At 41.1% G+C, this 23,813-nt stretch carries 26 protein-coding genes; 20 read left to right on the forward strand and 6 right to left on the reverse strand.

The genetic code is table 11. The features are described 5' to 3' along the window. Positions 1-43: 43 nt before the first annotated feature. Positions 44-328, reverse strand: coding sequence for a peptidylprolyl isomerase (locus FTU44_RS03645; protein ID WP_004281718.1), 285 nt, complete (start codon positions 326-328; stop codon positions 44-46). Beyond that, positions 325-1,185: a bifunctional DNA-formamidopyrimidine glycosylase/DNA-(apurinic or apyrimidinic site) lyase gene (mutM, locus tag FTU44_RS03650; protein ID WP_180049527.1), complete on the reverse strand. Its 861-nt coding sequence runs from the start codon at positions 1,183-1,185 to the stop codon at positions 325-327. The genes FTU44_RS03645 and mutM overlap by 4 nt, the downstream gene beginning before the upstream one ends. A gap of 397 nt (positions 1,186-1,582) precedes the next feature. On the opposite strand from mutM, the gene FTU44_RS03655 reads away from it, so the two are divergent. The 3 genes from FTU44_RS03655 (at position 1,583) to FTU44_RS03665 (ending at position 5,040) form a co-directional block, all read left to right on the forward strand. Beyond that, positions 1,583-2,848: a carbohydrate porin gene (locus FTU44_RS03655; RefSeq protein WP_180049529.1), complete on the forward strand. Its 1,266-nt coding sequence runs from the start codon at positions 1,583-1,585 to the stop codon at positions 2,846-2,848. 93 nt (positions 2,849-2,941) lie between these two features. Next, positions 2,942-4,051 (forward strand): NADH:flavin oxidoreductase/NADH oxidase, encoded by a 1,110-nt coding sequence (locus tag FTU44_RS03660; protein ID WP_180049530.1) that lies wholly within the window; start codon positions 2,942-2,944, stop codon positions 4,049-4,051. Between the two features lie 62 nt (positions 4,052-4,113). Next, entirely contained in the window at positions 4,114-5,040 is a 927-nt protein-coding gene (locus tag FTU44_RS03665; RefSeq protein ID WP_005097988.1) for an AEC family transporter, read from the forward strand. A gap of 1 nt (position 5,041) precedes the next feature. On the opposite strand, the gene FTU44_RS03670 is transcribed toward FTU44_RS03665, so the two are convergent. Beyond that, the gene (locus FTU44_RS03670) at positions 5,042-5,284 is read right to left on the reverse strand and encodes a hypothetical protein (RefSeq protein WP_180049532.1); all 243 of its coding nucleotides are present in this window, start codon (positions 5,282-5,284) and stop codon (positions 5,042-5,044) included. A gap of 15 nt (positions 5,285-5,299) precedes the next feature. Continuing rightward, positions 5,300-6,097, reverse strand: coding sequence for a tetratricopeptide repeat protein (locus tag FTU44_RS03675; protein WP_005097985.1), 798 nt, complete (start codon positions 6,095-6,097; stop codon positions 5,300-5,302). A gap of 427 nt (positions 6,098-6,524) precedes the next feature. Here FTU44_RS03675 and FTU44_RS03680 point away from each other — a divergent pair, with 427 nt between their 5' ends. Further along, entirely contained in the window at positions 6,525-6,770 is a 246-nt protein-coding gene (locus FTU44_RS03680) for a hypothetical protein (protein ID WP_005097984.1), read from the forward strand. 52 nt (positions 6,771-6,822) lie between these two features. On the opposite strand, the gene FTU44_RS03685 is transcribed toward FTU44_RS03680, so the two are convergent. After that, positions 6,823-7,548: a folate-binding protein YgfZ gene (locus tag FTU44_RS03685; RefSeq protein ID WP_180049534.1), complete on the reverse strand. Its 726-nt coding sequence runs from the start codon at positions 7,546-7,548 to the stop codon at positions 6,823-6,825. Positions 7,549-7,664: 116 nt separating this feature from the next. Next, a complete protein-coding gene (locus FTU44_RS03690; protein ID WP_180049536.1) occupies positions 7,665-9,782 on the reverse strand; it encodes a multicopper oxidase family protein in 2,118 nt (705 codons plus the stop codon). 785 nt (positions 9,783-10,567) lie between these two features. Between FTU44_RS03690 and acnD the strand changes: the two genes are divergently transcribed. From acnD to FTU44_RS03770, 16 genes are all read left to right on the forward strand, one after another. Next, on the forward strand, positions 10,568-13,183 hold the full coding sequence (acnD, locus tag FTU44_RS03695) for a Fe/S-dependent 2-methylisocitrate dehydratase AcnD (RefSeq protein ID WP_180049538.1): 2,616 nt from the start codon (positions 10,568-10,570) through the stop codon (positions 13,181-13,183). 69 nt (positions 13,184-13,252) lie between these two features. Next, on the forward strand, positions 13,253-14,761 hold the full coding sequence (locus FTU44_RS03700; RefSeq protein ID WP_159138660.1) for a hypothetical protein: 1,509 nt from the start codon (positions 13,253-13,255) through the stop codon (positions 14,759-14,761). Positions 14,762-14,871: 110 nt separating this feature from the next. Beyond that, positions 14,872-15,015, forward strand: coding sequence for a zinc ribbon-containing protein (locus FTU44_RS03705; protein ID WP_004645925.1), 144 nt, complete (start codon positions 14,872-14,874; stop codon positions 15,013-15,015). 272 nt (positions 15,016-15,287) lie between these two features. Further along, positions 15,288-15,665, forward strand: coding sequence for a hypothetical protein (locus FTU44_RS03710; protein WP_171509129.1), 378 nt, complete (start codon positions 15,288-15,290; stop codon positions 15,663-15,665). Positions 15,666-15,814: 149 nt separating this feature from the next. Beyond that, on the forward strand, positions 15,815-16,036 hold the full coding sequence (locus tag FTU44_RS03715; protein ID WP_005097977.1) for a hypothetical protein: 222 nt from the start codon (positions 15,815-15,817) through the stop codon (positions 16,034-16,036). A 113-nt stretch (positions 16,037-16,149) separates the two neighbouring features. Next, positions 16,150-16,413 carry a hypothetical protein gene (locus FTU44_RS03720; protein ID WP_159138661.1) on the forward strand — a complete coding sequence of 88 codons (264 nt, stop codon included), beginning with the start codon at positions 16,150-16,152 and terminating at the stop codon, positions 16,411-16,413. A gap of 531 nt (positions 16,414-16,944) precedes the next feature. Beyond that, positions 16,945-17,193: a DUF6868 family protein gene (locus tag FTU44_RS03725; RefSeq protein WP_180049540.1), complete on the forward strand. Its 249-nt coding sequence runs from the start codon at positions 16,945-16,947 to the stop codon at positions 17,191-17,193. A 96-nt stretch (positions 17,194-17,289) separates the two neighbouring features. After that, positions 17,290-18,003, forward strand: coding sequence for an SIMPL domain-containing protein (locus tag FTU44_RS03730; protein ID WP_159138662.1), 714 nt, complete (start codon positions 17,290-17,292; stop codon positions 18,001-18,003). Positions 18,004-18,086: 83 nt separating this feature from the next. Then, positions 18,087-18,752: a pseudouridine synthase gene (locus FTU44_RS03735; protein ID WP_005169561.1), complete on the forward strand. Its 666-nt coding sequence runs from the start codon at positions 18,087-18,089 to the stop codon at positions 18,750-18,752. Positions 18,753-19,337: 585 nt separating this feature from the next. Then, complete coding sequence (locus FTU44_RS03740; RefSeq protein WP_159138663.1) at positions 19,338-20,270, forward strand: DUF4041 domain-containing protein; 933 nt, start codon at positions 19,338-19,340, stop codon at positions 20,268-20,270. 259 nt (positions 20,271-20,529) lie between these two features. Then, on the forward strand, positions 20,530-20,919 hold the full coding sequence (locus FTU44_RS03745; RefSeq protein ID WP_005097967.1) for a ribonuclease E inhibitor RraB: 390 nt from the start codon (positions 20,530-20,532) through the stop codon (positions 20,917-20,919). 234 nt (positions 20,920-21,153) lie between these two features. Further along, positions 21,154-21,600 (forward strand): SRPBCC domain-containing protein, encoded by a 447-nt coding sequence (locus FTU44_RS03750; RefSeq protein ID WP_005169565.1) that lies wholly within the window; start codon positions 21,154-21,156, stop codon positions 21,598-21,600. Between the two features lie 122 nt (positions 21,601-21,722). Continuing rightward, positions 21,723-22,061 carry a zinc ribbon domain-containing protein YjdM gene (locus FTU44_RS03755; RefSeq protein ID WP_005097964.1) on the forward strand — a complete coding sequence of 113 codons (339 nt, stop codon included), beginning with the start codon at positions 21,723-21,725 and terminating at the stop codon, positions 22,059-22,061. 124 nt (positions 22,062-22,185) lie between these two features. Beyond that, positions 22,186-22,551, forward strand: coding sequence for a 5-carboxymethyl-2-hydroxymuconate Delta-isomerase (locus FTU44_RS03760; protein ID WP_005097963.1), 366 nt, complete (start codon positions 22,186-22,188; stop codon positions 22,549-22,551). Positions 22,552-23,038: 487 nt separating this feature from the next. Continuing rightward, positions 23,039-23,479, forward strand: coding sequence for a nuclear transport factor 2 family protein (locus FTU44_RS03765; protein WP_159138664.1), 441 nt, complete (start codon positions 23,039-23,041; stop codon positions 23,477-23,479). 50 nt (positions 23,480-23,529) lie between these two features. Beyond that, complete coding sequence (locus FTU44_RS03770) at positions 23,530-23,739, forward strand: hypothetical protein (protein WP_227523645.1); 210 nt, start codon at positions 23,530-23,532, stop codon at positions 23,737-23,739. Positions 23,740-23,813 lie beyond the last annotated feature (74 nt).

The following is a 23,813-nucleotide window of genomic DNA, read 5'->3' on the forward strand; positions in this document are numbered from 1 at the left end:
ATCCCCCCTTTTGTTAAAGGGAGGTGGGGAGAGATTTATAAGATTAAAAATCCATCCGGAACTTAATTTCTACCAAATGAAAACCAAACTGGCTTTTGACCGGACCATGTAAGACCCGTTCAGCAGCCGTAAACACCAGCTTATCAATGACAGGCACCAGTTGGCCTTTTTTTACTTCGCCCAGTTCTCCGCCACGCTTGGCAGAATTACAGGTTGAATATTGTTTGGCGATTTTATTAAAGTCAGCGCCACTCAAAATCTTCTTTTTAAGCTGCTCGGCAGTTTCTTTATCTTTAACCAGAATATGACGCACAATGGCTGTTTTCATGACTTTTCCCCTCGTACAGTTGCCAGTTTTTTGACAGGGAGTTGCATCTTTTTCAAAGGCTGACATTCTGGACAGAACACAGAAGCACGTTGTCCCAGTTTAATATTTTCAAGCGTGGTCTCACAGTTCACGCACATTTCCCCGGCACGACCATAGGCCAGCAGCGTTTGCTGAAAATAGCCATTTTCCCCCATGGCGTTGGTGTAATCCCGTAATGTCGACCCGCCTAAATCAATGGCCTGTTTTAATATGCGCTTGATTTCCAGCACTAATTTTTCGATCTGTGCCAAGCTTAAAGTCGAGGCGGGTTGTGCTGGATGAATGCCCATATTGAACAGACTTTCGGTTGCATAAATATTGCCGACACCTACCACCACATGGTTATCCATAATCGCAACTTTGGTGCCAACATTTTTATTTTTCAATTTTTCAAATAAATACTGAGAATTAAAATTTTCACTCAGGGGTTCTGGTCCCAGCGTATCAATCAGTTTGCTTTGTGACTGCGCATCCAGCCATAAAATACAGCCAAAACGACGCGGATCATGATAACGCAATTCAATATCATCAAACTGAATAATCAGATGATCATGTTTGCGTAATTCTTCACTTGTTTCACACAAACGAAAGCTGCCAGACATGCCTAAATGCCAGAGCATGGTGTCGTGCTCAAACTCAGCCAGAATATATTTGGAACGGCGCGACAGGTTGAGTAATTTCTGCCCGACCAGCTTTTGTATATTTTCGGGAATGGGCCAGCGCAAACTTGACTGACGGATTTCAACCCGTTTTACACGTTGTTCTAACAAGGGTAATAAACTGGTTTTGGTGGTTTCTACTTCTGGTAATTCAGGCATAACACATCAGAGGCGAGGGAGATGCAGCTAATATTGGGCGAATTTACGGAGATTACAAGTCTTAATGGGGATGCAACCATTAGAAAATGACTGGGGATTTCATGTTTATTGGAGGTGTAAGAGCTTAAAGAATAAGCTGTTTTTTTGCATGTTTAGACCAAAAATTAAAGAAATAAAAGGAATGAAAAAATAAATAAATCCTAAGTTTTTGAAAAACATATAAATAATTTAACTATTTTGAAATAAAATTATATTTTTTGTATTAAGGCATAACTAAAAGTTTAATCAATAATAAAAAAAATAATAAGAATTTATAGGAAAAGTTATGTAAATTCATGCACCTAATAGCAATTTTAAAAACCTTGCTTGTTTTTCTCTCCGAATGTTTAGGTTTTACATGAAATATTTAGGTTTCGCTTTATTGCCATTAATGGCTGCCATGACAACCGCGCAGGCAGAATCTGCATTTGATCCGCAAGGTCAATATTTACTGGGGGACTGGAATAGTCAACGTACAGAACTGGCTCAGCAAGGAATTAAATTTGAAGCCAATCTGCTAACTGATACAGCCTATCTTGCGGATGGTGGCCGGAATGCAGGCGCAGATCCATTAACTTCTGCCCAGTTATGGTTGGGAACTCAACTGGACCTGGAAAAACTGGCAGGATGGAACGGTGTCACGGTACGTGCTGCAATGAGTGCGCGCCAAGGCCAAAGTACGTCTATCCGTGATTTGCAAGATCCATCAGCGCCACAGATGGCCAATGCACAAGGTACGTTTGGGCGTGGCAATCAGGATAGCCGTCTGAGTGAACTTTCGATTGAAAAGAATTATAAAGAACAAGGACTGAGTATTAAGGCTGGCCGTTTGGGGCTGGGCATGGACTTTAATGTGATGGCCTGTGACTTTGCCAGTACAGCATTTTGTGCTGCGCAGATGGGTAAATGGCAAGGCAATATCTGGATGAATACGCCAGTATCACAATGGGGTGTGCGTATAAAGCAGCAGCTGAACCCTGAACTTGCGGTACAAGTCGGTGTTTATGAGTTTAATCCGGACAATGGCAATGGGGCTAAAGAAGGTCAAGGCTGGAGTTTGGATACTAAGCATGCCGATGGCGTGACCATTCCAGCAGAAATTGTATGGACACCCAAATCACTCATCAATAACTTGCCGGGTAGCTACCGTGTGGGTGGAATGTACAATACTGCGGATGATCCAATCAATCAAAAAGATATTGTCACTGGCCAAGCTGAAGATCGTACCTTTGCAGGCTGGTTGGCCATCGAACAGCAATTAACTTCAACAGGTCAGGGGCGTCAGGGCCTGCATTCATTTGCCAATTTCACCTGGCATGACCGTGTAACCAATAAAGTCGATCATTCACAACAGCTTGGGGTGAAATATATTGGCCTGCTCGACAGTCAACCGAATGATATTTTGGGTCTGGCAGTTAACCGTGTGCACGTGAATAATCGCTTTGCAGATTCGCGTCCAGCATTCAATGCCGATGCAGAATACAATATCGAACTTAACTATAGCTATAATGCAACAAAGTGGCTGATGCTACGTCCAAACCTGCAATATGTAGTCAATCCAGGGGCAACCAACAACGTAGATAATGCACTGCTACTTGGTTTAACCAGCCGCATCATCTTCTAAAAAGTGATCGTTCACGTTATAACTAAGCAGGCTTTTTAAAGCCTGTTTTTTATTGCCCGATCATACTTCACATGAATAAAGAGGGATTGCCACGTGACATTATTATTTCAACCGCTAAAGTTTGGTTCATTATCACTCAGCAATAAAATTATTATTGCACCCATGTGTCAATATTCAGCCACAGATGAGGGTGAAATCACGTATTGGCATGAGCAGCAATGGGCGAATTATGCGCTCTCTGGCGCCGGACTCTGTATTGTCGAGGCGACTGCTGTACAACCAGAAGGTCGTATCAGTTATGCAGACCTGGGATTGTGGAATGATCAGCAAGCTGCCCAGATCAAAGCATTATTGGCCAAAGTTAAATCTATATCGCCAATGCCATTTGCTATCCAGCTTGCACATGCCGGACGTAAAGCCTCTACAGATAAACCATGGGCAGGTAGAGGCCAGTTTAAACCGGATGAGGCACATGGCTGGCAAACTGTTTCTGCCAGTGATCTTCCTTTTCAGGCAGACGAACATCCTCCTAAAGCGCTGAATCAGGCAGAGATTGATCAGGTCATTGCAAACTTTGCAGAAAGTGCCAAACGCGCAGTTGATGCAGGCTTTGACCTGATTGAACTACATGCAGCACATGGTTATCTGTTACATCAGTTTATGTCGCCACTTTCCAATAAACGTGAGGATAAATATGGCGGTTCACTGGAAAACCGGATTCGCCTGACGCTGGAAGTATTGCAAGCCATGCAGGCAGCAGTTCCGGAAGATTATCCAATCGGAGTGCGTATTTCAGCGAGTGACTGGATGGAGCATGAGGATAGCTGGAATATTGATTCTTCGGTTGAACTCTCTAAAGCCCTCGAAGCGATGGGCGCAGCTTATATTCATATTTCCAGTGCCGGTTTACATGTCAAACAGAACATTGATGTGAAACCGAACTATCAAGTACCTTTTGCAGATATCATCAAAAAAGCCGTCAATATTCCGGTAATTGCTGTAGGTTTAATTACCGAAGCAGAACAGGCAGAACATATTCTGCAAAAAGGGCAGGCCGATGCTATCGCTATTGCACGGGCGATTCTCTACGATCCACATTGGCCTTGGCATGCAGCTGCGGCACTTGAAGAAAAACTAAAGATTTCACCCCAATATCTTCGCAGTGCCCCGCATGGTCTAAACCATCTGTTTGAGCCTTTTTAACAATCTTTTCTAAGCAGGAAGGTCGTATAATAGTCACTCATTGCAAATGAGGACGCTGCATTATGATTTTTGCGGTCATTGTGCCCATTTTTTTATTGTTGGCACTGGGTTATCTGACTGTAAAAAGTCAAGTGTTAGACAAAGAGCAAGTGGGTACAGTCGGTGCTTTTGTCATTAAAGTGGCGTTGCCTCTGCTGTTTTTCCAGTCTCTCGCCTCTAAAGACCTGCATGAAATCTGGTATTTTGAATACTTTGCGGTGTATAGCAGCGTAACTTTACTGCTCTATGGTAGCGGTTTCTGGATGATGCGCCGTTATTTTCAGAATACGCATTCGCAGAGTGCAGTATTGTCGCTGGGCGCCGCGATGTCGAATACCGGACTTATTGGTACGGCCGTGCTTAGTCTGTTAATCGGGCAGCAGGCCATGACTTATACTTCTCTGGTGGTCATCATTGAAAGTATGTTGCTGATTCCTTTGGTACTGGTCATGGCTGCGCTGGGAACACAGCATCAGGCAAATCTTGGCTCCATTTTTAAAAGTGTGGTGCTGACTTTAGTAACAAACCCCTTATTTATGGGGGTCGTACTGGGTATGGCCTGTGCGATTTTCCAGATTAAAATTCCGCTCTATATCGATCAGGTTTTTGCCTTGATCGGGCAGACAGCATCGCCATTGGCCTTGTTTGCAATTGGTGGCGGTATTGTGGGAATGAGCCTGAAATACGTTAATCTGCAAAGTTTCTATCTGGTGTTTTCTAACAACATTATGATGCCGCTGCTGATGTATCTTGGCCTCAGTCAATTGACCAGTTTAAGTCAGGAAATGGTTCATGCGGGTACTTTGATTGCTGCCTTACCGATGCCAACAATCTTCGGTATGTTGGGACAGGCCTATGGTTTAAATGATCGAGCCTTAACACCACTGCTGATGAGCACCATCGCTGGTTTTATCGTGACCAGCGGCCTAATTGCCTTGTGGTGGGGATAGCTCATTCCAGGATTGATTCTCTCCTTATAAAAAGCCCCATATTGGCATTTTCTTTTTTAAATTTATGATTATATTTTACAGGTAGAAAAGTCAGCCGCAACTGTTTGAGGCATACGGTGTATTGTACCGCAAGATTAAAAATGATTGTTTTTGCGACAAATTTACCAGTGGATGCTGGCTGACGAGTTTTGCGATGAGAGTATGGCTCCGCAAGATACTTTTCTTGCGAAGCTCCGCTTTTCATTGGGGCGAAACCAAATTAACTCTTTTTGGCAGGTATTTTTTTCTGCTCCGCCATCATTTTGTCTACTGCTGCCAAAGACTCTTTAGCCTGCGGAATATTTTGCTGTGCCAATGCAGCAAAGATTTTTTTCGCTTCAGGCAAGTTTTGCTGCACGATACTGCCATTGGCAAACATATTGCCGACTGCCATCAGGGCAGGGATATAGCCTTTTTTAGCCAGATCCTGAATACTGCTTAAACCTTGCTGAATCGGTTTTTCATCTTTGTTTTTAAAACCAGAGCTGATGTCATATAAGGCTTTGGCGTGAATCGCTTGCATATTACCTTTTGTGATTAATGGTTGCAGCTTTTGTAGTCCGATTTTATTTGAGGCGGGGGTATTTTCAGCAAATAACAGCACAGCCAGATCTACACTGGCATCATCAAAGTTGGCTGCTGAGGCACGTTCCAGATACTGTTTGGCTTTGCTTAAATCCTGCTTTAGTCCTAATGTACCCGCCGCATAATTTTTGCCCAGTACATAATTGGCCACAGGGTAACCTTTGCTGGCTGCCTGTTCATAGAGCTGGATGGCTTTTTTCTCGTCTTTGGCAGTGCCCTGGCCGGTCTGGGTTAAATAGCCTAAGTTATATATGGCTTGGGCATTTCCCTGACTAGCCAATTGATTTAAAGCGTCATAGGCGCCTTTGAAATTATTGGCTTTCACCATGGCTTCAATTTTTACAAACTGGGGGTCGGCCTGATCTTTTACAGTATTTGCCAGAGTGAATTGCGCAGAAACTGCAAGAACGGTAGCGAGTATTAACTTTTTCATGGTTCCTATAACCTTATTATTGCTGGCACCTAAGTCCTTGGTGCGGTTTTAATCATTTTCACTTACATCATAAAAGGATTTTGTGCTTTGTAAATATACAATTTGTCATTAGAGTTCTTTCATAAATCATTTTTTAATTATTATAAATGAAATTCTATCTTCTTGTCGGAGACTTGCGCAGCATGCTCCTCCTCCCGAAGGGAGAAGGAGCGTTCAACCTCTATTTAAATATGAATAAAATTATCATTTCTTGAGTTATGAAAGGGATTTAATCAAAATAAATCATCAAAGCAGGATATACCGATTTAACCAGATCACTGATCTGGATAACTTTCCTATCAATCATTCAGATATTGAAAGGATTACTTTGCTTAAAGGAACTTCTCTGGTTAAATCTCGGTTTAAATCAGCCTCCCAGGATTGAGCCATGTTTGTCAAAACGATTAAACGCCACTATGACAGAATTAACGTAGATGAAACGATTGCGGATGAAGACAAGATTGACGCACTGCTGATGAAGCTCGGTGCAGAATTTTTGATTAGTCAGGAAGACCGGGTCTACACCTTTCAAAAAGGTGAATTAACCACAAAATTTGATGCCAAACATGCTCGTGCTTATCACTTCAAAGATTATGTGGTGAAAGATATGAATAAGCTGTTTCATGGTTTCTAAAACAAAAAAAGCCAAGAGTTAAGTCTTGGCTTTTTTAGGGCCTAAACCGGAATTATTGCGGACGTGCTACATCACCGCTCAAAGCTTCAGGAAGTTCCAGAACCTCTAGACCCAACTCGGCCAATGCTTCAGGTTTGGCTACGACCAAGGCTTTATAGCCATCCTTCAGACTGATGCTATTCACGACTTCAACATTGTTGTTGAGCTGAGTGCCGACTACAGGTGCTTCACCCGTCGCTTGAATCAGATGCAGCCAATGTTTTGGCTTGGCTTTAAACCATAAGCGTGCAATGACTTCCTGACCTAAATAACAACCTTTGTCATAGTGAATGCTTTCACGTTGATGTAAGCGCAATTCCTGTGGTTGAAACAGGGTCGCAGTGGCCGCCTGAATCCAGGCCTGACCTGATTCAATGGCTTGCTGCTCCCAGGTCGCCACATCGGTTTCAGTCGCAACAAAGTCAGTGTGAATATCATTGATCACAGGATAAACCGCACCGACCAGTTCCAGTTTCATTTTTGAAAAGGCACCAAATTTTTTAATATGATTCGCCAGTTCAGTGGCCTGATCGTCAGTACTTACAATTTCAAAGCTTTCCGGACTGAGCTTTTTAAGCCATAAGCCAAATTGAATACGGCCTTTCAAGCTACAGATCGCGGTATAACGTGTCTGGTTTTCAGCCAATGTTTCAGTATTCAAAGTCACCTGACCTTGAAGGAATTTTTGTGCATCAACACCATTCAGACTAAACAATGTAAAAGCAGGAGACGTTGCCATGATAAGCCCCAGTTTGAATACTATAAATCAATGCAGTTATTGTGCAGCAAGCATCAAATAGAGGCAAACAAAAAAGCCAACAATCTAAATCATCGGCTTTTATGGAATGATAATATTTAGTGGTGATGGCTAGCCGGTAATGGCGAATCACAAGGGAATTTACCGCCACAAATCCGAACATATTCCATCATGCCCTGATCTTCATGATCGAGAATATGACAATGCTGTACAAAATCACCTTCAAATTTCTTGTAATGGCTGCGGACAATTACCTGATACCCCTGTTTAACAAAGATTGTATCTTTAAACTGTCCTTTTAAGCCGCGGTATTGAATATCTTCCAGATTAGGATTTGGATCTACTGCCAGCGGAATATCGCTGACATCCTTACCCGTTGGATCCAGTACTTTTACAATCTGGAAGGGGTTCACATGGATATGATAAGGATGATTCAGGTTATTACTGCTAAGAATCCATTCATCAATTTGCCCAAATTCCAGTTTCCGTACATATGCACCTTCTACTGCATCCGCGCCGGTAAAGAGGTCACCAAAACTATAGATTCCCTCAATATCACTGTAACGGTAGCCAAACTTACCATTTGGACCAAAGCTGGCATCGAAGGTTGAGCGTTGTGGTGGACGGTTCTTTAAGCGATTTTCAATTTCAGTGGTCATCAGCGATGGGTGGTCGATAAAGGCAGAAAGTTTTAACTGTGAGAGCTGGGTCTGAATTTCTTTGTTTAAGCCAATTTTCTGTGCCTGAGCTTGTAAAAACTGGGCTGGCGTTTGCGCTTTTAATTTACTCGCTTTGACATTCACCCATCCCAGTAGTTGGGCATTTAACGTATTACCCGGAGCGAGTTGAGGGGTAATTTGTCCGGATGTAGGGATGGCATTGATTTCATCATCAATGTTCAAGTTGGTGTCAAAAATACAGTATCTATTCGTGCTTGGGAAGGCGACCATTGCATCGTGACGGTAACCGGGTTGAAATATCGAGATTCTACGTGTCTGCACATGATCCATGGTTAAACCATCCTGAGCAATGGTATAGACCGGCAAGCTGGTGAGCTGATCAAAATCTGCTTTTTTGTCTTCTTCCTGAAATTCAGAACAAGCTTTAATGGTTTGTTCAGCGGTAAATTTTTGTGATTTTGGCAGTTCCTTAATAATAAGACCAAGGGTGTCGCGAACACCACCATGAATCATACGCCAGCGCTTAAACTGGTTTTGCTCAACTTGAATCTCGCCATGTACTTTGCCATTAATCGAGGTGTAATAATGATTTGCTCCCCATGAATTAAAGGCATTCAGGCCTTGATAATCTTCCAGCATACCGACTTCACCAGCATCACAATTATTGATATTGGTCGTGCCTGCCGGGTGAGTGCATCGATACTGAATTTGCTGAAACAGGAGGATATTTTCATTAGAATAGCTGTTCTTGCCTTTATCTTTCCACAGAATATCCATGTCTCCCGTCGATGTGATTTTGCCATTCCTGACTTGAGGAATACGGCTGCCTTCTACGATTAATGGGCCAGCCATGCCGCTAGAGACCTGAATAGCCGTTGAACCATGTAGATGAGCGTGATACCAGTAAGTACCCGCAGGATGATTCGGTTCCATTTTGAATTGATAGTCAAACTTTTCCTGTGGTTTGAACTTCAGGAAAACATTGTCACTATTGCCTTGCGGGCTGACCCAGAGGCCATGAGTGTGCAGATTGGTGGTATTAAAACAATGCGGGTCATTCGCATCGAGAATATGTTCTGGGCAGGTTGCTGTGGACTCCGTGGGCAGTTGGTTATTCAAATGCACAGAAAAGGTTTCTCCCTGTTTGACCCGAATCTGTGGCCCGACCAGCCGGTCTTCGACATATTCACCTGCTTTTTTCTTATTAAATAAACTGGGCTTGGTCACATAGCCACGTAGCACCAGTTGATCCCATGTTCCTTTTCTGGGGTTATACAACTTATCCGTTTTATATGCGATGATCAGTTCGTATTTGCCTTTGGCATTTTTCTGTAGCAATGGCGGATTACTGATCAGAGAATCCGGTGCTGTTGGAGCAGGTGGTGGCTGAGTCGGGTTGTTTGGGTTACTTGGATTTGACGGATTATTTGGATTTGAAGGGTTATAAGGATTAGGAGGGTTTTTAGCTCCATTCCAGTTTGATGCCAGTACGGCTATGACCGCTGCTATGACACCGATAATCGCAAGCTGTAACATCGTAATCACCTTTATCTACTTTTGTGATGAGTATTGTTGTTGTGAAGTAATTACTGTTTAGATTTACTTAATTGAGAGAAAAACTGTTATCACCAAATTAGGGGGAGGCAGATAAACGGTATGTCTAAAGTATTTTTTCTTTGGTGTTGAATGTGCTAATTTTTATGTAAATCTTTAATTATTCGATAATATTTATACATATTAAAATAGTTGTAAAATTTGTAAGAAAGTCTTACGAAAATTATGGAATTGAATCAGGACACAGCTTTTAAATGGTTCTATCGCTGAAATACGATGATTTTCGGAATTATTGTATAAGGATGTTTTGAAGATATGCTTAATATCCAGTTTTTATCAACAAGCCGCTTGCATATAAAGACCTAAATGTAAGAGAAGAGACTTATTTGGCTTTTAATAGTTGGCTTTTAATCGGTTATAGGGTCTATTCGCTGCTTAAAATACAGCTCATAAAAGTTGCATGACTATGAAATAAAGCCTGTTTATTGCGCCTATATGTTGATTGTTTTTTATACTGTTGTGAGTGTCTCATACTAAAGAATGAGATGAATTTTCTACGATTTTTCAAAAAAATAGAAGTTTAGAGCCAAAATTCTAAAGGCCAGATAACAAATTTATTAAAATAGACCGATTTCTACAATTAAACTATTGAAAATTATAAGATTTGGGAAATGGACTTTCGGCAGCGTACAATGCCTTTATTAAAAAACAAGTCATCAATAAATTTTGATGTGCAAAAAAGAGTAATAAACGAGGGCAGGCAAGCTATGAACAACAACTACCGTAAACCGCTGCAATCCACCCAGCTGGAATATTATGACGTGCGTCAGGCCGTAGAAGATATTCAGCCAGGCGCATATGCCAAACTTCCTTATACCTCCAAAGTGCTTGCTGAGCAGCTGGTTCGTCGTTGTGATCCTGCCATTTTAGAACAGTCTTTGCGACAGCTGATTGAGCGTAAACAGGAACATGATTTTCCATGGTATCCGGCACGTGTGGTCTGTCACGATATCTTGGGACAAACAGCTTTGGTCGATCTTGCCGGCTTACGTGATGCAATTGCAGAACAGGGCGGTGACCCGGCTAAAGTCAATCCAGTGGTACCGACCCAGCTGATTGTCGATCATTCACTGGCGGTTGAGTTTGGTGGTTTTGATCCGGATGCTTTTGAGAAAAACCGCGCGATTGAAGACCGTCGTAATGAAGACCGTTTTCATTTTATTGAATGGACCAAAACCGCGTTTGAAAATGTCGATGTGATTCCTGCCGGTAATGGCATCATGCACCAGATCAACCTGGAGAAAATGTCTCCGGTGATTCAAAACCGTGACGGTCTGGCATTCCCGGACACCTGTGTCGGTACAGATTCGCATACGCCTCATACAGATGCATTGGGCGTGATCTCGATTGGTGTTGGCGGCTTGGAAGCGGAAAATGTGATGCTGGGCCGTGCATCTTGGATGCGTCTGCCTGACATCATTGGTGTGGAGTTTGTTGGTCAGCGTCAGCCGGGCATTACCGCAACCGATATTGTGCTCGCACTGACAGAATTCCTGCGTAAAGAACGTGTGGTCGGGGCATACTTAGAATTCTTCGGTGAAGGTGCCGACAGCATGTCAGTGGGTGATCGTGCCACGATTTCCAACATGACTCCGGAATACGGTGCAACCGCTGCGATGTTCTATATCGATCAGAACACCATTGATTATCTGACTTTGACCGGTCGTGAAGCAGAGCAAGTCAAACTGGTTGAAACTTATGCCAAAGAGATTGGTCTGTGGGCATCGGATATGACTCAGGCAGAATATCCACGTGTATTGCGTTTTGATCTTTCAACAGTAACCCGTAACATTGCTGGCCCATCCAATCCGCATGCTCGTGTCTCGACATCTGACTTAAAAGAAAAAGGCATTGCCGGTAATCTAGAGGCTGCACGTGCGCAAGAAGCTGAAGGTTTAATGCCAGATGGCGCGGTGATTATCGCGGCGATTACGTCTTGTACCAATACCTCAAACCCGCGAAATACCGTGGCGGCAGGTTTGCTGGCGCGTAAGGCCAATGAATTGGGCTTGATCCGTAAGCCTTGGGTGAAATCATCTTTTGCACCGGGTTCTAAAGCTGCGGCGTTATATCTTGAAGAAGCTGGCGTACTCAAAGATTTAGAAAAACTGGGCTTTGGTATCGTGGCTTATGCCTGTACTACCTGTAACGGCATGTCGGGCGCGCTAGATCCAAAAATTCAGCAAGAAATTATTGACCGTGACCTGTATGCCACAGCGGTATTGTCGGGCAACCGTAATTTCGATGGCCGTATCCATCCTTATGCGAAGCAGGCCTTCTTGGCTTCCCCGCCGTTGGTCGTAGCGTATGCGATTGCCGGTACGATTCGTTTTGATATCGAAACGGATTCACTTGGTAATGACAAAGATGGCAACCCGATTTATCTAAAAGACATCTGGCCATCGGATGAAGAAATTGATGCACTGGTCAAAGAGGCAGTGAAGCCGGAACAGTTCCGTCAAATCTATATTCCGATGTTTGATTTGGGTGTGAATGAAAAGGCGGCAAGTCCTCTCTACGACTGGCGTCCGCAAAGTACTTATATCCGCCGTCCGCCGTATTGGGAAGGTGCACTTGCTGCACCGCGTACCTTAGCCAATATGCGTCCACTGGCGATTTTGGGCGATAACATCACCACCGACCATTTGTCACCATCCAATGCAATTGTACTCGACAGTGCTTCAGGCGAATACCTGAAAAAAATGGGCGTGCCTGAGGAAGACTTTAACTCTTATGCAACGCATCGTGGTGATCACCTGACTACGCAACGTGCAACATTTGCCAACCCGAAACTGTTTAATGAAATGGTGGTGCGTTCAGACGGCAGCATCAAGCAGGGTTCGAAAGCACGTGTGGAGCCTGAAGGCGAAGTGATGCGGATGTGGGAAGCGATTGAAACCTACATGAACCGTAAACAGCCGTTGATCATTATTGCAGGTAAAGACTATGGTCAGGGTTCGAGTCGTGACTGGGCGGCGAAAGGTGTGCGTCTGGCGGGTGTAGAAGCGATTGTCGCAGAAGGTTTTGAGCGTATCCACCGTACCAACTTGGTCGGTATGGGGGTATTGCCGCTTGAGTTTAAGCCGGGTACGGATCGTAAGACTTTAGGTCTTGATGGTACGGAGCTGTATAGCGTGATTGGTAATATCGCGCCACGTTCGACTTTGACTTTGGTGATTGAGCGTTCAACCGATGATGGTAAGAACCAGATTATTGAAGTGCCTGTGACTTGCCGTCTGGATACTGAAGAAGAAGTGCATGTGTATGAAGCGGGTGGGGTGTTGCAACGCTTTGCACAGGACTTTTTAGAAGGGAATGTTTAAGAATCTCCCCTAACCCCTCTTTAATAAAGAGGGGAACTCCCTCCTTTTTTAAAGGAGGGTTGGGGTGGATTGAAGTTATTTAAAAAAGACCCTACTTTAAAGTGGAGTTTTATTTTGGATGATTTAGTGAATACAGAATTTTTACATCAGTTAATTATCTATCAAAAAAGTTATTTTGAAATCATTCATAATTTCTTTATCAAATTTGTAGGCAAAAATCCTGATGAGTTCAAAGATTTTGAATCAATAGGACTACATCTAAAGGAAATGTATGAAAATAATAAAAATAACATCTCTTATTTTTCACATTTAATTCAAATACGTGAGGATTTTCTAGAAAAATTAGTAAATCTATATACTAGTGAATCAGCACAAGCTTTTAAAGCTGCACAAAATTTAGATGTATTTAAAATTAATTTAGGGGGAAGCTCTCGATTCTTAAAAACACAATTAAATGCTGTACGTAAATCATTATTATTGACAGATCTTGTATTAATTCCTGATCCTATTTTACCGTGGATCGAGAAGGAAAGATGTGATGAAAAGCTTAAAAATCTAAGAATGATCGAGGCTGTATATTTCGTCTTAAATTTAAAAGATCTACTTGAAGAAGATTTTGAGATACCACCATTTTTCATTTTTCCTAGTTGGGAAAAATTATTAGAAGAAAAGGATGATGTAACCAAAGAAAATCTAAATCATCTGTTGTTCGAGTTTTTAAGTTTCTATCTAAATGTAAAAATTAATTGCGAAGAAGATTTAGTAAATTATCTATCTAAGTACTCAAATGATTTTTTTAATGCTGTACAAGGGAAAAGGCTTTTTATTTCGCCAAATGGAATGGAAATTCATAATCTAAAAGATTCTATTACTAATTATAGGGATTATGCGAGCCAACATAGGACAGCTGATTGGTGTGAAAAAAATTTGGCATCTGATATTCATATCATAGTTAATGGAATAGTTGAGAGGCTAGTTCCGCAATATCATTTGTTTGAAAACTCTCAGGAAATGAGCAGTAATCCTTATTTGTGTATTCCTGAACATGCTCATTATTATAATTTAATTTCAAAGATGAGTTGGTCATTCAAAGCCGATAATCCCATTGATAAACAGACTGATACAATTCTAAATGTTTTGACATCCCAACGTTTGGACTATTTGGCTAATTTTAATGATGAGGAAATTAAGATACTTAGAAAAGCAGATGAACATATTTTATTTAAAAATGAAATGAGAACTTTTATAAGTTCAATCTCAAATGTAAAAATTGAAGACATAGATTATATTTCTAGAGAGTTTTCTCAATTTTTGGATGTGAAAATTAAGCAACATATTAAAGAATTGGATGGATTAAAAAGCAAGTATAGATCTAAAAATATACAAACTTTAGGGCTCGCAGGAGGAACACTGGCAGTTAATTTTATGCCTTTACTTGGGCAACTTATCTCAGTTATAGGAGCCGGAAGTGTAGGTATTAAATATTTAGGTGATAAGTTGGATGAAAAACATGATTTTCAAAAAGCCAAATCATCTTATGTAGGTGTAATCGTTCTTGCAAAACAAAGGGAACAATAAATTAAGGTTCTTCGCCCAAATGCCATCATCATTTACAAAAATGGACAATAGACATTCATCACCAGAGGGTTATACTAGACAGACCATTTCTAAAACCATGGAGAACAAAGATGGTTACTGCTGGCGAAAAACCCGGAACAGGCTTCTATTTTTGTGTTCAATGCGGACACCGCACCTACTTAGAAATTGGTACTGATCGTTTACCACCGTGTACCAAATGCCAAGGCAATCAATTTAACAATAAGAATGCCTAAGCAAAACAACTCAAACAGTTACCCTCTGTTTTGAACGAAAGCCCTATTACTCGATAGGGCTTTTTGCTGTTTATTAGCTAACCTTTTAGGTAGCAATCAAAAGATCAGGGTGAAAAAGCCAATCATATATGTATAGAAACTTATTAATTTAAAGTAAAACCTAATAAATTCAAAAAATTATTTGAAATTTAAATATAAACGGTATAGCTTGTCTGCTTTAAAAATTAGCTAACCACTTTTAAATTAAGGTTAGATATTTCCGGGGTGAAACAATGAAAAAATTTGCAGCTTTAGTACTAGGCAGTGCAATCTTATTTACTTCAGGCTGTGCCACGATGTTTAATGGTTCAACCCAAACTGTGAATATCCGTAGTAATGATGAATTGGCTAAGTTATATGTCAATGAAGAATATATGGGACAGCGTAATACTGTCTATACTTTCAAAAAGAAAGAAAACTATGTGATTAAGGCAGAGAAGCAAGGCTGTCAAACCAACACCGTTATTCCACAGAAAACATTTGATCCAACAACTTTATTAGGTATTTTCCTGGATTGGGGACTTATTTCTATTCTGGTTGTAGATGGCGCTGCTACTGGAGCATGGCAAAAATTTAACCAGACAAGTTATGTCGTTGATCCTAATTGCTAATTAATTCAATTAGATTGAAAAAAATATCCCATCATTGAGTGGGATGTTTTTTTGTAAATTTACATCTTTTTGAACCTTGATTTTGATTGAAAATTAACCAAATCATCTCCATATAAAAGCCTAGATTCACCGTATTTAAGGCTGCCGAATTGCAACATTATCTTGATCTTAATCACGACTCAGGTGTTGCCAATTATGAGATTGGTAACGAATTTATTCGGGTGCAATTTAAGAAAACCTCGAAAGTCTATACTTATAGTTATAGCAGTGCCGGTGATCAGCATGTCGAAAACATGAAACAGCTCGCCCGATATGGCGATGGCCTGAACGCCTATATCAACCAACATACCCGTCAGCTTTTTGTACACTAAAACTGGTCTGCTTCTTGCTTCAATCAAAGTCCTAATCGGCAAATATTTAATAACAGCGAAATATCTGCCTTGAAATAGTGCATGTGCACATATTGGAAAGAGGGCAAACACATATGGAAATCAGAGAGTACGCACCCGAATCAGGAAAATTAGATAAAAAAGCCCATTTCTACTCCGCATGGCCATTAATTCTGATCCTGTTTGGAGGTGCAATTGGTTTGCTCTACGGCGTGATGGCATATTTACTGAATCTGAAAATCTATAGCTCTGAACTGACGAGACTCAATAAAGTTCTGGCCAATCTGCTGTGCGGGATGTCGGCGATCAGTATCTGGTGGTTTAGCGCACAATGGATTCAGGCTGCTTTGTTTCAATAAATAGTCATCATGTCTTGAAGATAAATTGCAATAAAGGCCATTTTTATAGAATAAAAAAGCGTAAAAAATGAAGAATGAAATTTATTTCCCTAAATTTAGTTTAATAATGAAATAAATTTTCAAAAAATCTAAAAATTAAAAAAACATAGGAAATTAATCCCGTCCATTTTTGCCTAATATAGCTCTCAAGGGTGTGATGGGATCGGAAAGAGTAGCATGCTGTGAGCGGCGCAAAACGCGAGTGCAGTACGAACCCAAAAGGTCTCGATCCGGCTTAGGACGCTATAGACCACAAGTTTATAGGCTATAAGATCAAGTCTTACAAAGATTGATAGTTGAAGTAAACCATTAGACGTTTTCCCAACACCCTAAAAAATTCTCCAGCAGTGCAAATATGATAAATCATTAAAATAACAATAAATCAAAAGCTTAAACCAAGATTCAATTCAAGCATGATACAAATCAGTTCTCATTTTCCCAGATCAAATCTGTTATTTTTAAAGCATCAGCTGCGCCCAGTGGGGAATTATGATGAATCTCGATATTTGGTGTCGTTTTCTGCTATTTTCCTTAGTCATCAATTACACTATTCTCATGCTCTGGTTCACGGTTTTTGTATTTGCCCGAAACTGGATGAAACAATTGCATGGAAAATGGTTCCGGCTATCTGAAGCCAGCTTCGATGTGATTCATTATTCAGGTATTGCATTGTATAAAATTGGGATTTTGCTGTTTAACCTGGCGCCTTTAATTGCAATCTATTTAATCAAGCAAAGTTAAGCGCTATGCTGAACTGAATCTTGAATGACAGAAAAATAGCTTTGGATCAGTAGGGTGTATAAAAACTAAAACAGAATTTTAAAGGAGTTGAAACAGATGAATCAATTTAAACCGGCACTGATCTTGGGTGTCCTGATTGCTTTGGGGATGATAATTTCAGGATGGATTCTGGGCAATAGCGCCTTAAAAATCAAACAGTATGAACGTATTGTGTCGGTCAAAGGTTTGTCGGAACGCGAAGTCAAAGCTGATGTAGCAGTCTGGCCGATCCGTTTTAACGCAGGCAGCCAGGATCTGGCCCAGTTGTACGATACCATGCAAAACAATACCCAGGAAATTCAGACCTTTCTAAAAAATGAAGGTTTTAGTGCCGAAGAGATCACCAGTGCTTCACCGAGTATTACCGATAAATACGCCCAGCAATACGGCGGTGATGCCAATGTCGCACTGCGCTATACTGCCAGTCAGACCATTACCGTCTATACCCACAACATCGATGCAGTACGCAAGGCACAAAGCCGTCTGATGGCTTTGGGTCGAAAAGGCATTGCCTTTGCTGGAGATGATTCCGGACAAAGAACCGAATATTTATTTACTAAGTTGAATGACATTAAGCCGGCGATGATTGAACAAGCCACCGAAAATGCCCGCAGTGTGGCAGAAAAATTTGCCGCAGATTCAAAAAGCAGTCTGGGGAAAATCAAGTCCGCCAATCAGGGCATGTTTAGTATCGAAGATCGCGACAGCAATACCCCCTATTTGAAAAAAGTCCGTGTAGTTTCGACGGTGGATTATTATCTGGCAGATTAATTTATCTGGCTATGCGCGGTGATTGACAGGTTAAATACAGCTTGTTATTTTGCGCGCATTGTTCCAGATGCTGTATTCCTAAAATGCCCATCAACCCCGACTTTGTCTATTGCCCACCGCAAGAACCGTTGCATATTGTTTATGAAGATGATGATCTGGTGGTGATTGAAAAGCCGGCCGGATTATTGTCGGTTCCCGGGCGTTTAGCTGAACATCATGACAGTGCTTATTTGCGGGTTCTGGACCAGTATCCGCAGGCTAAAATCACCCATCGTCTGGATATGGCCACTTCAGGTATTTTGATGTTTGCCAAACACCGTGATGCAGAAGTGGCGGTGAGTAAAATGTTTCAGGCACGTACCGTGCATAAAAATTATGTCGCACTGGTACAAGGCAAACTTGAAGGTCAGGGCAGCGTCGAAGTGCCTTTGATGACCGACTGGGAAAACCGTCCGCGTCAGATGGTGCATTATGAACTGGGCAAAACTGCCAAAACCTTATATCAGGCAATAGAATATTTGCCCCAGCAAGACATTAGTCGGGTTTTACTCACGCCCATCACAGGCCGTTCTCATCAGTTGCGAGTACATATGCTGTATCTGGGTCATCCCATTACTGGCGATAAAATCTATCATCCAGAACCACAGCGCAGTCCTTTAAATCGTATGGCTTTGCATGCCAATTATCTGGCTTTTAGCCAGCCGCTGAGTGGTGTTCCGGTTGAGATTGAAGTCGTAGTTCCGTTTTGATGTGGATTATAAAAACGATGGTATCCGGTCAAATTAGTTCTATTTTTACAGTCATTCAAAATGGTATTTGCCATTTAAAATCGGCTACCTGAATTAAAAATTGTGAGAATTTATTTCAGTCAATGCTCTGAAAATTAATGGTTTTTCATGTTTTTTATTTGAAATCTAATACTTATGCATTGCCCAATCTTCTGTCGATGTAGAACATACCGGTGAATGCTGGCTGCATATCTTGATGATGAGTTTAGGAATTTTTATTGTCTTTATCTGCTTTTATAAGTTTGATATCTTTATTTCTATTGGTTTTTTTAATTTTACTGTCATTAATTTTAAACTTTTAAATTATATCCTTTGATATAAAAAATACCGTTAGTTGTTTCAGGATCGTTTTGATTTAAGCTGCAAATCAATTCATGATGTATGACTTGCACATAAAAAATTATAGAAAAATAAAATGAATGAACGACTTAGTGGCGATTAATGGCTTTGATTATCTGGTCAAAGTGATGCAAAATTAACCAGTACTTTATAATAAATTTTTAATTTGATGTTTTAGGGCAATGCCCGGGGTTAAAGGACAGAACAATGCTCAGTATGGCTTTTTTCGTTCTCGCGAGTATTTTATTATGTGCCTTGCTCTGGAGCTTGAAGATCCAGACTTCATTACGCAGCAATATCCAGTTTTTACAGGAAAATCTGGATCATTCACGCAGCAGACTGGCAGATTATGACGCTCAAGTCGATGAACTGAATTATGACGTGACCCAACTGCGGGTACAGCATGGCAGTTTAACGACTGAGCTGAATAAATATAAAAAATATCAGGATATCTGTGATATCGAACAATATATTATCAACCGGACTTTGCAGGCCGAAAATTTTGTTGAAGTGACCAAACTGGATGCTTCGATCATGATTGATGATCTCAAGGCTTATATTGAAAGCGTGAAAGACTATCTCGCCCAGTTTCAAGCGAAAGCCTTAGTCGAAGTTGAACAGCAGGCCAGAAAAAGTTTAGCGGGTTATTATCAACAGGCCAAGCAACAGCAGCACTTAGAGGACGTAGTGAATGCCCTGGAACATAAAATCCAGGCCAAGCATTACGGTTTATGTCTGCCAGTACCGCAACTTTTACAACAGCTGATCGCAGGATATAGTGAAACGGATGCGGCTCGGCATCTGCTCGATGTACGTGAAAAAATTCAGCAGGCCATAGCAACACAGCAGATCGCCAGTTGTAATTATATCGATGACAGCCGCCGTAGAAGTATCATTGAAATCTTTAGTTTGGCCTTTAATAGCAAGGCAGATTTATATCTTGCTCAATTAAACAGAGAAAATTTGGGACAGATGTTGCAAGCCTTAAGGGATGATTATGTCCTGCTGAATTATACCGGACAGCAACTGAGTCAGGCCATGATTCAGTCATCCTATCTGGATTTACGTTTAGAGGAATTAAAGTTTGCTGCGCTGGTTGTGCACATGAAGCAAGAAGGCCGGCATCCAGAGACCGTATAGTTTTGATATGCATCAAGAGTACTCAGTCTTGATGGTAGCTGATAACGAATAGGGTTTTAGCGAAAGACCGATATTCCCGGACGTGATAGGCTGTAAATATTTAAGAAATACCTATTTGACAGATAATTTTTATATTTATAAAAATCATATGTTTATTTATGGTTAAAAGATAATATTTTTTGTCCGGATCTCGATAATTGTCTAAAAATCAGCTAATCTTAGATGCAGAATAAAACAGCATCATAATAAGGATACTTCTATGTCACGTGATTACAATCAATTCCCTGACGATGAAAATGGCAATGTACTGTGGCAAATGCATCAGGATGGCGACGACCTGCAAGAAGCACATGAAATCGAATTTTCGCTGGTGTTTAGTGATGAAGAGCAGGCAGATCGTTGTGCCTTGTATCTCTTAAAGGAAGAACAAAAAATCAGTCTGTTTCAGGATGAAGAAAGCGCGACCCTGGAATGGATTATCACGATTTATGTCTATATGGAACCAACCTACGAGGATATTGTGGATCTGGAACAGTGGTTCAGCAAAATCGCTGCAGAATTTCAGGGTGAATATGATGGTTGGGGCTGCATGGCCTATGTCTATGATGATGAGCTGGATGAAGAAGAAAGCAGTCTGCGTAATAGCTGATTGTGCCTGTATTTAAATAAAAAAACCCCGGTGCTGCCGGGTTTTTTTATCCTTTATATTTAGTTATATCGGAATGTCAGGGCTTTAATACAGATACATAGTCATTATATATACCAGATTGAGGATTGCGTAAAATCAGTTCTATGGATGCTCAGCTTGGTCTGGTCAGTTTATACAAGAGAAGGGCAATATCCCTCAATAAAAATATATAATAACAATAAGGGACAAGACAAAATGAGTTACACCCTAAAAATGCATCGAGTGTTTAGTGCACCTCCGGAGCGGGTGTATCGTGCTTTTGTTCATCCGGATGCCCTGGCAAAATGGTTGGCACCACATGGTTTTATTGCTAAGGTAGAACATGCGGAAGTCAAACCCGGCGGCAGCTATAAAACCACCTTTACCAATTTTTCCACCGGTACCCAGCATCATTTTCATGGAATTTATCATGAGGTGATTCCCAATCAGTTACTGCGTTATACCGATCAGTTTTCGACGCCAGATCTGCAAGGTGAAATAGAAGTCACTGTGATATTTGAAAAGGTTTCAGTCGGTACAGGCCTGCATATTATTCAGGTCGGCTATCCCGATTTAGTGCCGCCTGCGGTATGTCACTTAAGTTGGCAGGAATCATTCCAGCTACTTTCCTTGCTGGTGAATCCGCATATCCCGGATAATTAATGCTTGATGATTATGAGCTGACCTTCAACGAAACTCCTGTTCAAAAGCGCATCTCTGCAAAGATGCTATACTGTGATCTTATTTGTTTCATTTATTTAATTTTTCTCTTTTTCGAGGTTCTTATGGGTCTGCCAAACTGTCCAAAATGCCAATCTGAATATACCTATGCAGATGGCGATCTACTGATCTGCCCTGAATGTGCACATGAGTGGAAAGAAGGCGAAATTACTGAAGAACAAGTGATCATTAAGGATGCTCATGGCAATGTGCTGGCGGACGGCGATAGCGTGACGGTGATTAAAGACCTGAAAATCAAAGGTTCATCTTCAGTGGTGAAAGTGGGTACTAAAGTCAAAAGTATCCGCCTATTGCCCGATGCTGCTGATGGTCATGATATCGATTGTAAAATCGAGGGAATGGGCCCGATGAAGCTAAAATCTGAATATGTAAAGAAAGCTTAAATCTGGCATCAGACTAGAATTTTAACTGGACATGAGACGGTGGATAAATCGTCTCATTGCTAAAATTCAGCGTTTATTTTTTATATAGTCCCAATCCTCACGTTTTTGATTCGAGATCACTCGTATGCCACATCTGCATCTGGAATATTCTGACAATCTTCAACATCTGCTCCAGACTCAGCCGCTCTTGCTAGCCATGCATCAGGCATTGTTCAATGCAGGCTATGTCACCGATCCCGATGATTTAAAAAGTCGTGCAATTATGCAGCAGGATTATGTGATTGGACTGAGTCCACAGACAGATCAGGCCTATGCACATGCCAAAGTCTCACTATTGAGTGGACGTAGTGTCGAAGTGCGTCAGGCGATTTCTGCATTGGTGCTTGAGGTGATGCAGCAATCTATTGCTCCACAGCCCGAATTAAAAATTCAGCTCTGTGTCGAAATTATTGAAATGCCAAAGCAGACCTATAGCAAAGTCACGATTTAAATTCTGGCTTTTAGCTGTGTGGCATCGCGACAGCTTAAGAGTTGTATTTAAACTCTTTACAATTGCTCAGTCTAAAATAAATCAGACGACCGAACATGAATACTATTCCTAAATTCATTTCATCTTATTAAAATATAAACATATTTTTTTTATAAATGACATTTTTGATCATTTACAATAATACCGCAGAAGTCTTAAAGTGGGTTCAGATAACTCTCTATTCCTGATTTAAATAAAAATAAAGATTGATAGGGCTGTAATGTGGTATGTCTATGCAGATTGCATGAAGTTTTGGACTTAACTTAAAGATTGAAATCAAAATAATGTTTTAAATAATATTCAGATGAATTGCAGTGAATAACACAAAGGGGATAGCCAAGCAATTATAGTGCTTGAGCATAATCAAAATAAGAAAAGCAAAAGACCAGAAATTGGGGACAATTTTAATTCCGATTTCAGGTCTGAATACCTGATTGAGGGGGACTTTATGCAGGTTTTTGGGGATGAACAACTGAGTCAGGAAGTCATGGCATTTCTTCAGCAATGGGACCATGCCATATGCAGTCTGGAGATCCAGGATATTATTCAATTATGCCGGCCAGATATCCGTCTGGTCGATGTCAGTACTGAAATAAAAGGCATAGATGCCTATCAGGCACTCTGGTTGCAATATCGGCCTTTTATCCCTGAAGGAATCCGGATAGAGCGTCAAGATGTCAATATTCATGTGAGCACTGATTTAGCCTTGGTCGATGGCTATGTTCGGGTGAATTATGCGGTAATTGAGCCAATTTTCCAGTTGGGTTGGTGCCGGGTCAGTATGTGTCTCAGCAAGCAGCAGGGACGATGGCAATTGTTGCATCAACATACCTCAGTACCGGTACAGCTAGAAACCCGTAAGATGCGCAGGATCAAAAGCGTCAGTTAAGTCATAAGCTTAAAAAATTAAGTGCAATATCTTGGTAAATGATTACAGGCATGCTTTATCAGGACACCATTCAGCAAAAACTGAATATACTCAAAGACTATCGTCAGGGAGCCGGGATGTGGGACGGTGCAATTCAGACCTTTGACAGGCTAGAAAATTCGATCGATACCCCGAAGCAGGAAGCGAGGAATCCAAATGTGCAGAATGTCAAAGTGGTCGGCTGGAACCTTCGAGTGAAGAAGCCGCACTGGATTAGCTGAATACAATTCTGAATCCACTGGCCATGATCGGGATTGTGTTTTTGTTCATGGTGCTGATTTTGCTGAATGGTAAA

The organism is Acinetobacter sp. YH12105, from assembly GCF_013419095.1.
Taxonomy (GTDB): Bacteria; Pseudomonadota; Gammaproteobacteria; order Pseudomonadales; family Moraxellaceae; genus Acinetobacter; species Acinetobacter pseudolwoffii.

Excerpts from the sequence above, each read along its gene's own strand:
- FTU44_RS03645 (WP_004281718.1), bottom strand. The coding sequence starts at position 328 with ATGAAAACAGCCATTGTGCGTCATATTCTGGTTAAAGATAAAGAAACT.
- mutM (WP_180049527.1), bottom strand. The coding sequence starts at position 1,185 with ATGCCTGAATTACCAGAAGTAGAAACCACCAAAACCAGTTTATTACCC.
- FTU44_RS03655 (WP_180049529.1), top strand. The coding sequence starts at position 1,583 with ATGAAATATTTAGGTTTCGCTTTATTGCCATTAATGGCTGCCATGACA.
- FTU44_RS03665 (WP_005097988.1), top strand. The coding sequence starts at position 4,114 with ATGATTTTTGCGGTCATTGTGCCCATTTTTTTATTGTTGGCACTGGGT.
- FTU44_RS03670 (WP_180049532.1), bottom strand. The coding sequence starts at position 5,284 with ATGAAAAGCGGAGCTTCGCAAGAAAAGTATCTTGCGGAGCCATACTCT.
- FTU44_RS03675 (WP_005097985.1), bottom strand. The coding sequence starts at position 6,097 with ATGAAAAAGTTAATACTCGCTACCGTTCTTGCAGTTTCTGCGCAATTC.
- FTU44_RS03680 (WP_005097984.1), top strand. The coding sequence starts at position 6,525 with ATGTTTGTCAAAACGATTAAACGCCACTATGACAGAATTAACGTAGAT.
- FTU44_RS03685 (WP_180049534.1), bottom strand. The coding sequence starts at position 7,548 with ATGGCAACGTCTCCTGCTTTTACATTGTTTAGTCTGAATGGTGTTGAT.
- FTU44_RS03690 (WP_180049536.1), bottom strand. The coding sequence starts at position 9,782 with ATGTTACAGCTTGCGATTATCGGTGTCATAGCAGCGGTCATAGCCGTA.
- acnD (WP_180049538.1), top strand. The coding sequence starts at position 10,568 with ATGAACAACAACTACCGTAAACCGCTGCAATCCACCCAGCTGGAATAT.
- FTU44_RS03705 (WP_004645925.1), top strand. The coding sequence starts at position 14,872 with ATGGTTACTGCTGGCGAAAAACCCGGAACAGGCTTCTATTTTTGTGTT.
- FTU44_RS03710 (WP_171509129.1), top strand. The coding sequence starts at position 15,288 with ATGAAAAAATTTGCAGCTTTAGTACTAGGCAGTGCAATCTTATTTACT.
- FTU44_RS03720 (WP_159138661.1), top strand. The coding sequence starts at position 16,150 with ATGGAAATCAGAGAGTACGCACCCGAATCAGGAAAATTAGATAAAAAA.
- FTU44_RS03725 (WP_180049540.1), top strand. The coding sequence starts at position 16,945 with ATGAATCTCGATATTTGGTGTCGTTTTCTGCTATTTTCCTTAGTCATC.
- FTU44_RS03730 (WP_159138662.1), top strand. The coding sequence starts at position 17,290 with ATGAATCAATTTAAACCGGCACTGATCTTGGGTGTCCTGATTGCTTTG.
- FTU44_RS03735 (WP_005169561.1), top strand. The coding sequence starts at position 18,087 with ATGCCCATCAACCCCGACTTTGTCTATTGCCCACCGCAAGAACCGTTG.
- FTU44_RS03740 (WP_159138663.1), top strand. The coding sequence starts at position 19,338 with ATGCTCAGTATGGCTTTTTTCGTTCTCGCGAGTATTTTATTATGTGCC.
- FTU44_RS03745 (WP_005097967.1), top strand. The coding sequence starts at position 20,530 with ATGTCACGTGATTACAATCAATTCCCTGACGATGAAAATGGCAATGTA.
- FTU44_RS03750 (WP_005169565.1), top strand. The coding sequence starts at position 21,154 with ATGAGTTACACCCTAAAAATGCATCGAGTGTTTAGTGCACCTCCGGAG.
- FTU44_RS03755 (WP_005097964.1), top strand. The coding sequence starts at position 21,723 with ATGGGTCTGCCAAACTGTCCAAAATGCCAATCTGAATATACCTATGCA.
- FTU44_RS03760 (WP_005097963.1), top strand. The coding sequence starts at position 22,186 with ATGCCACATCTGCATCTGGAATATTCTGACAATCTTCAACATCTGCTC.
- FTU44_RS03765 (WP_159138664.1), top strand. The coding sequence starts at position 23,039 with ATGCAGGTTTTTGGGGATGAACAACTGAGTCAGGAAGTCATGGCATTT.
- FTU44_RS03770 (WP_227523645.1), top strand. The coding sequence starts at position 23,530 with ATGCTTTATCAGGACACCATTCAGCAAAAACTGAATATACTCAAAGAC.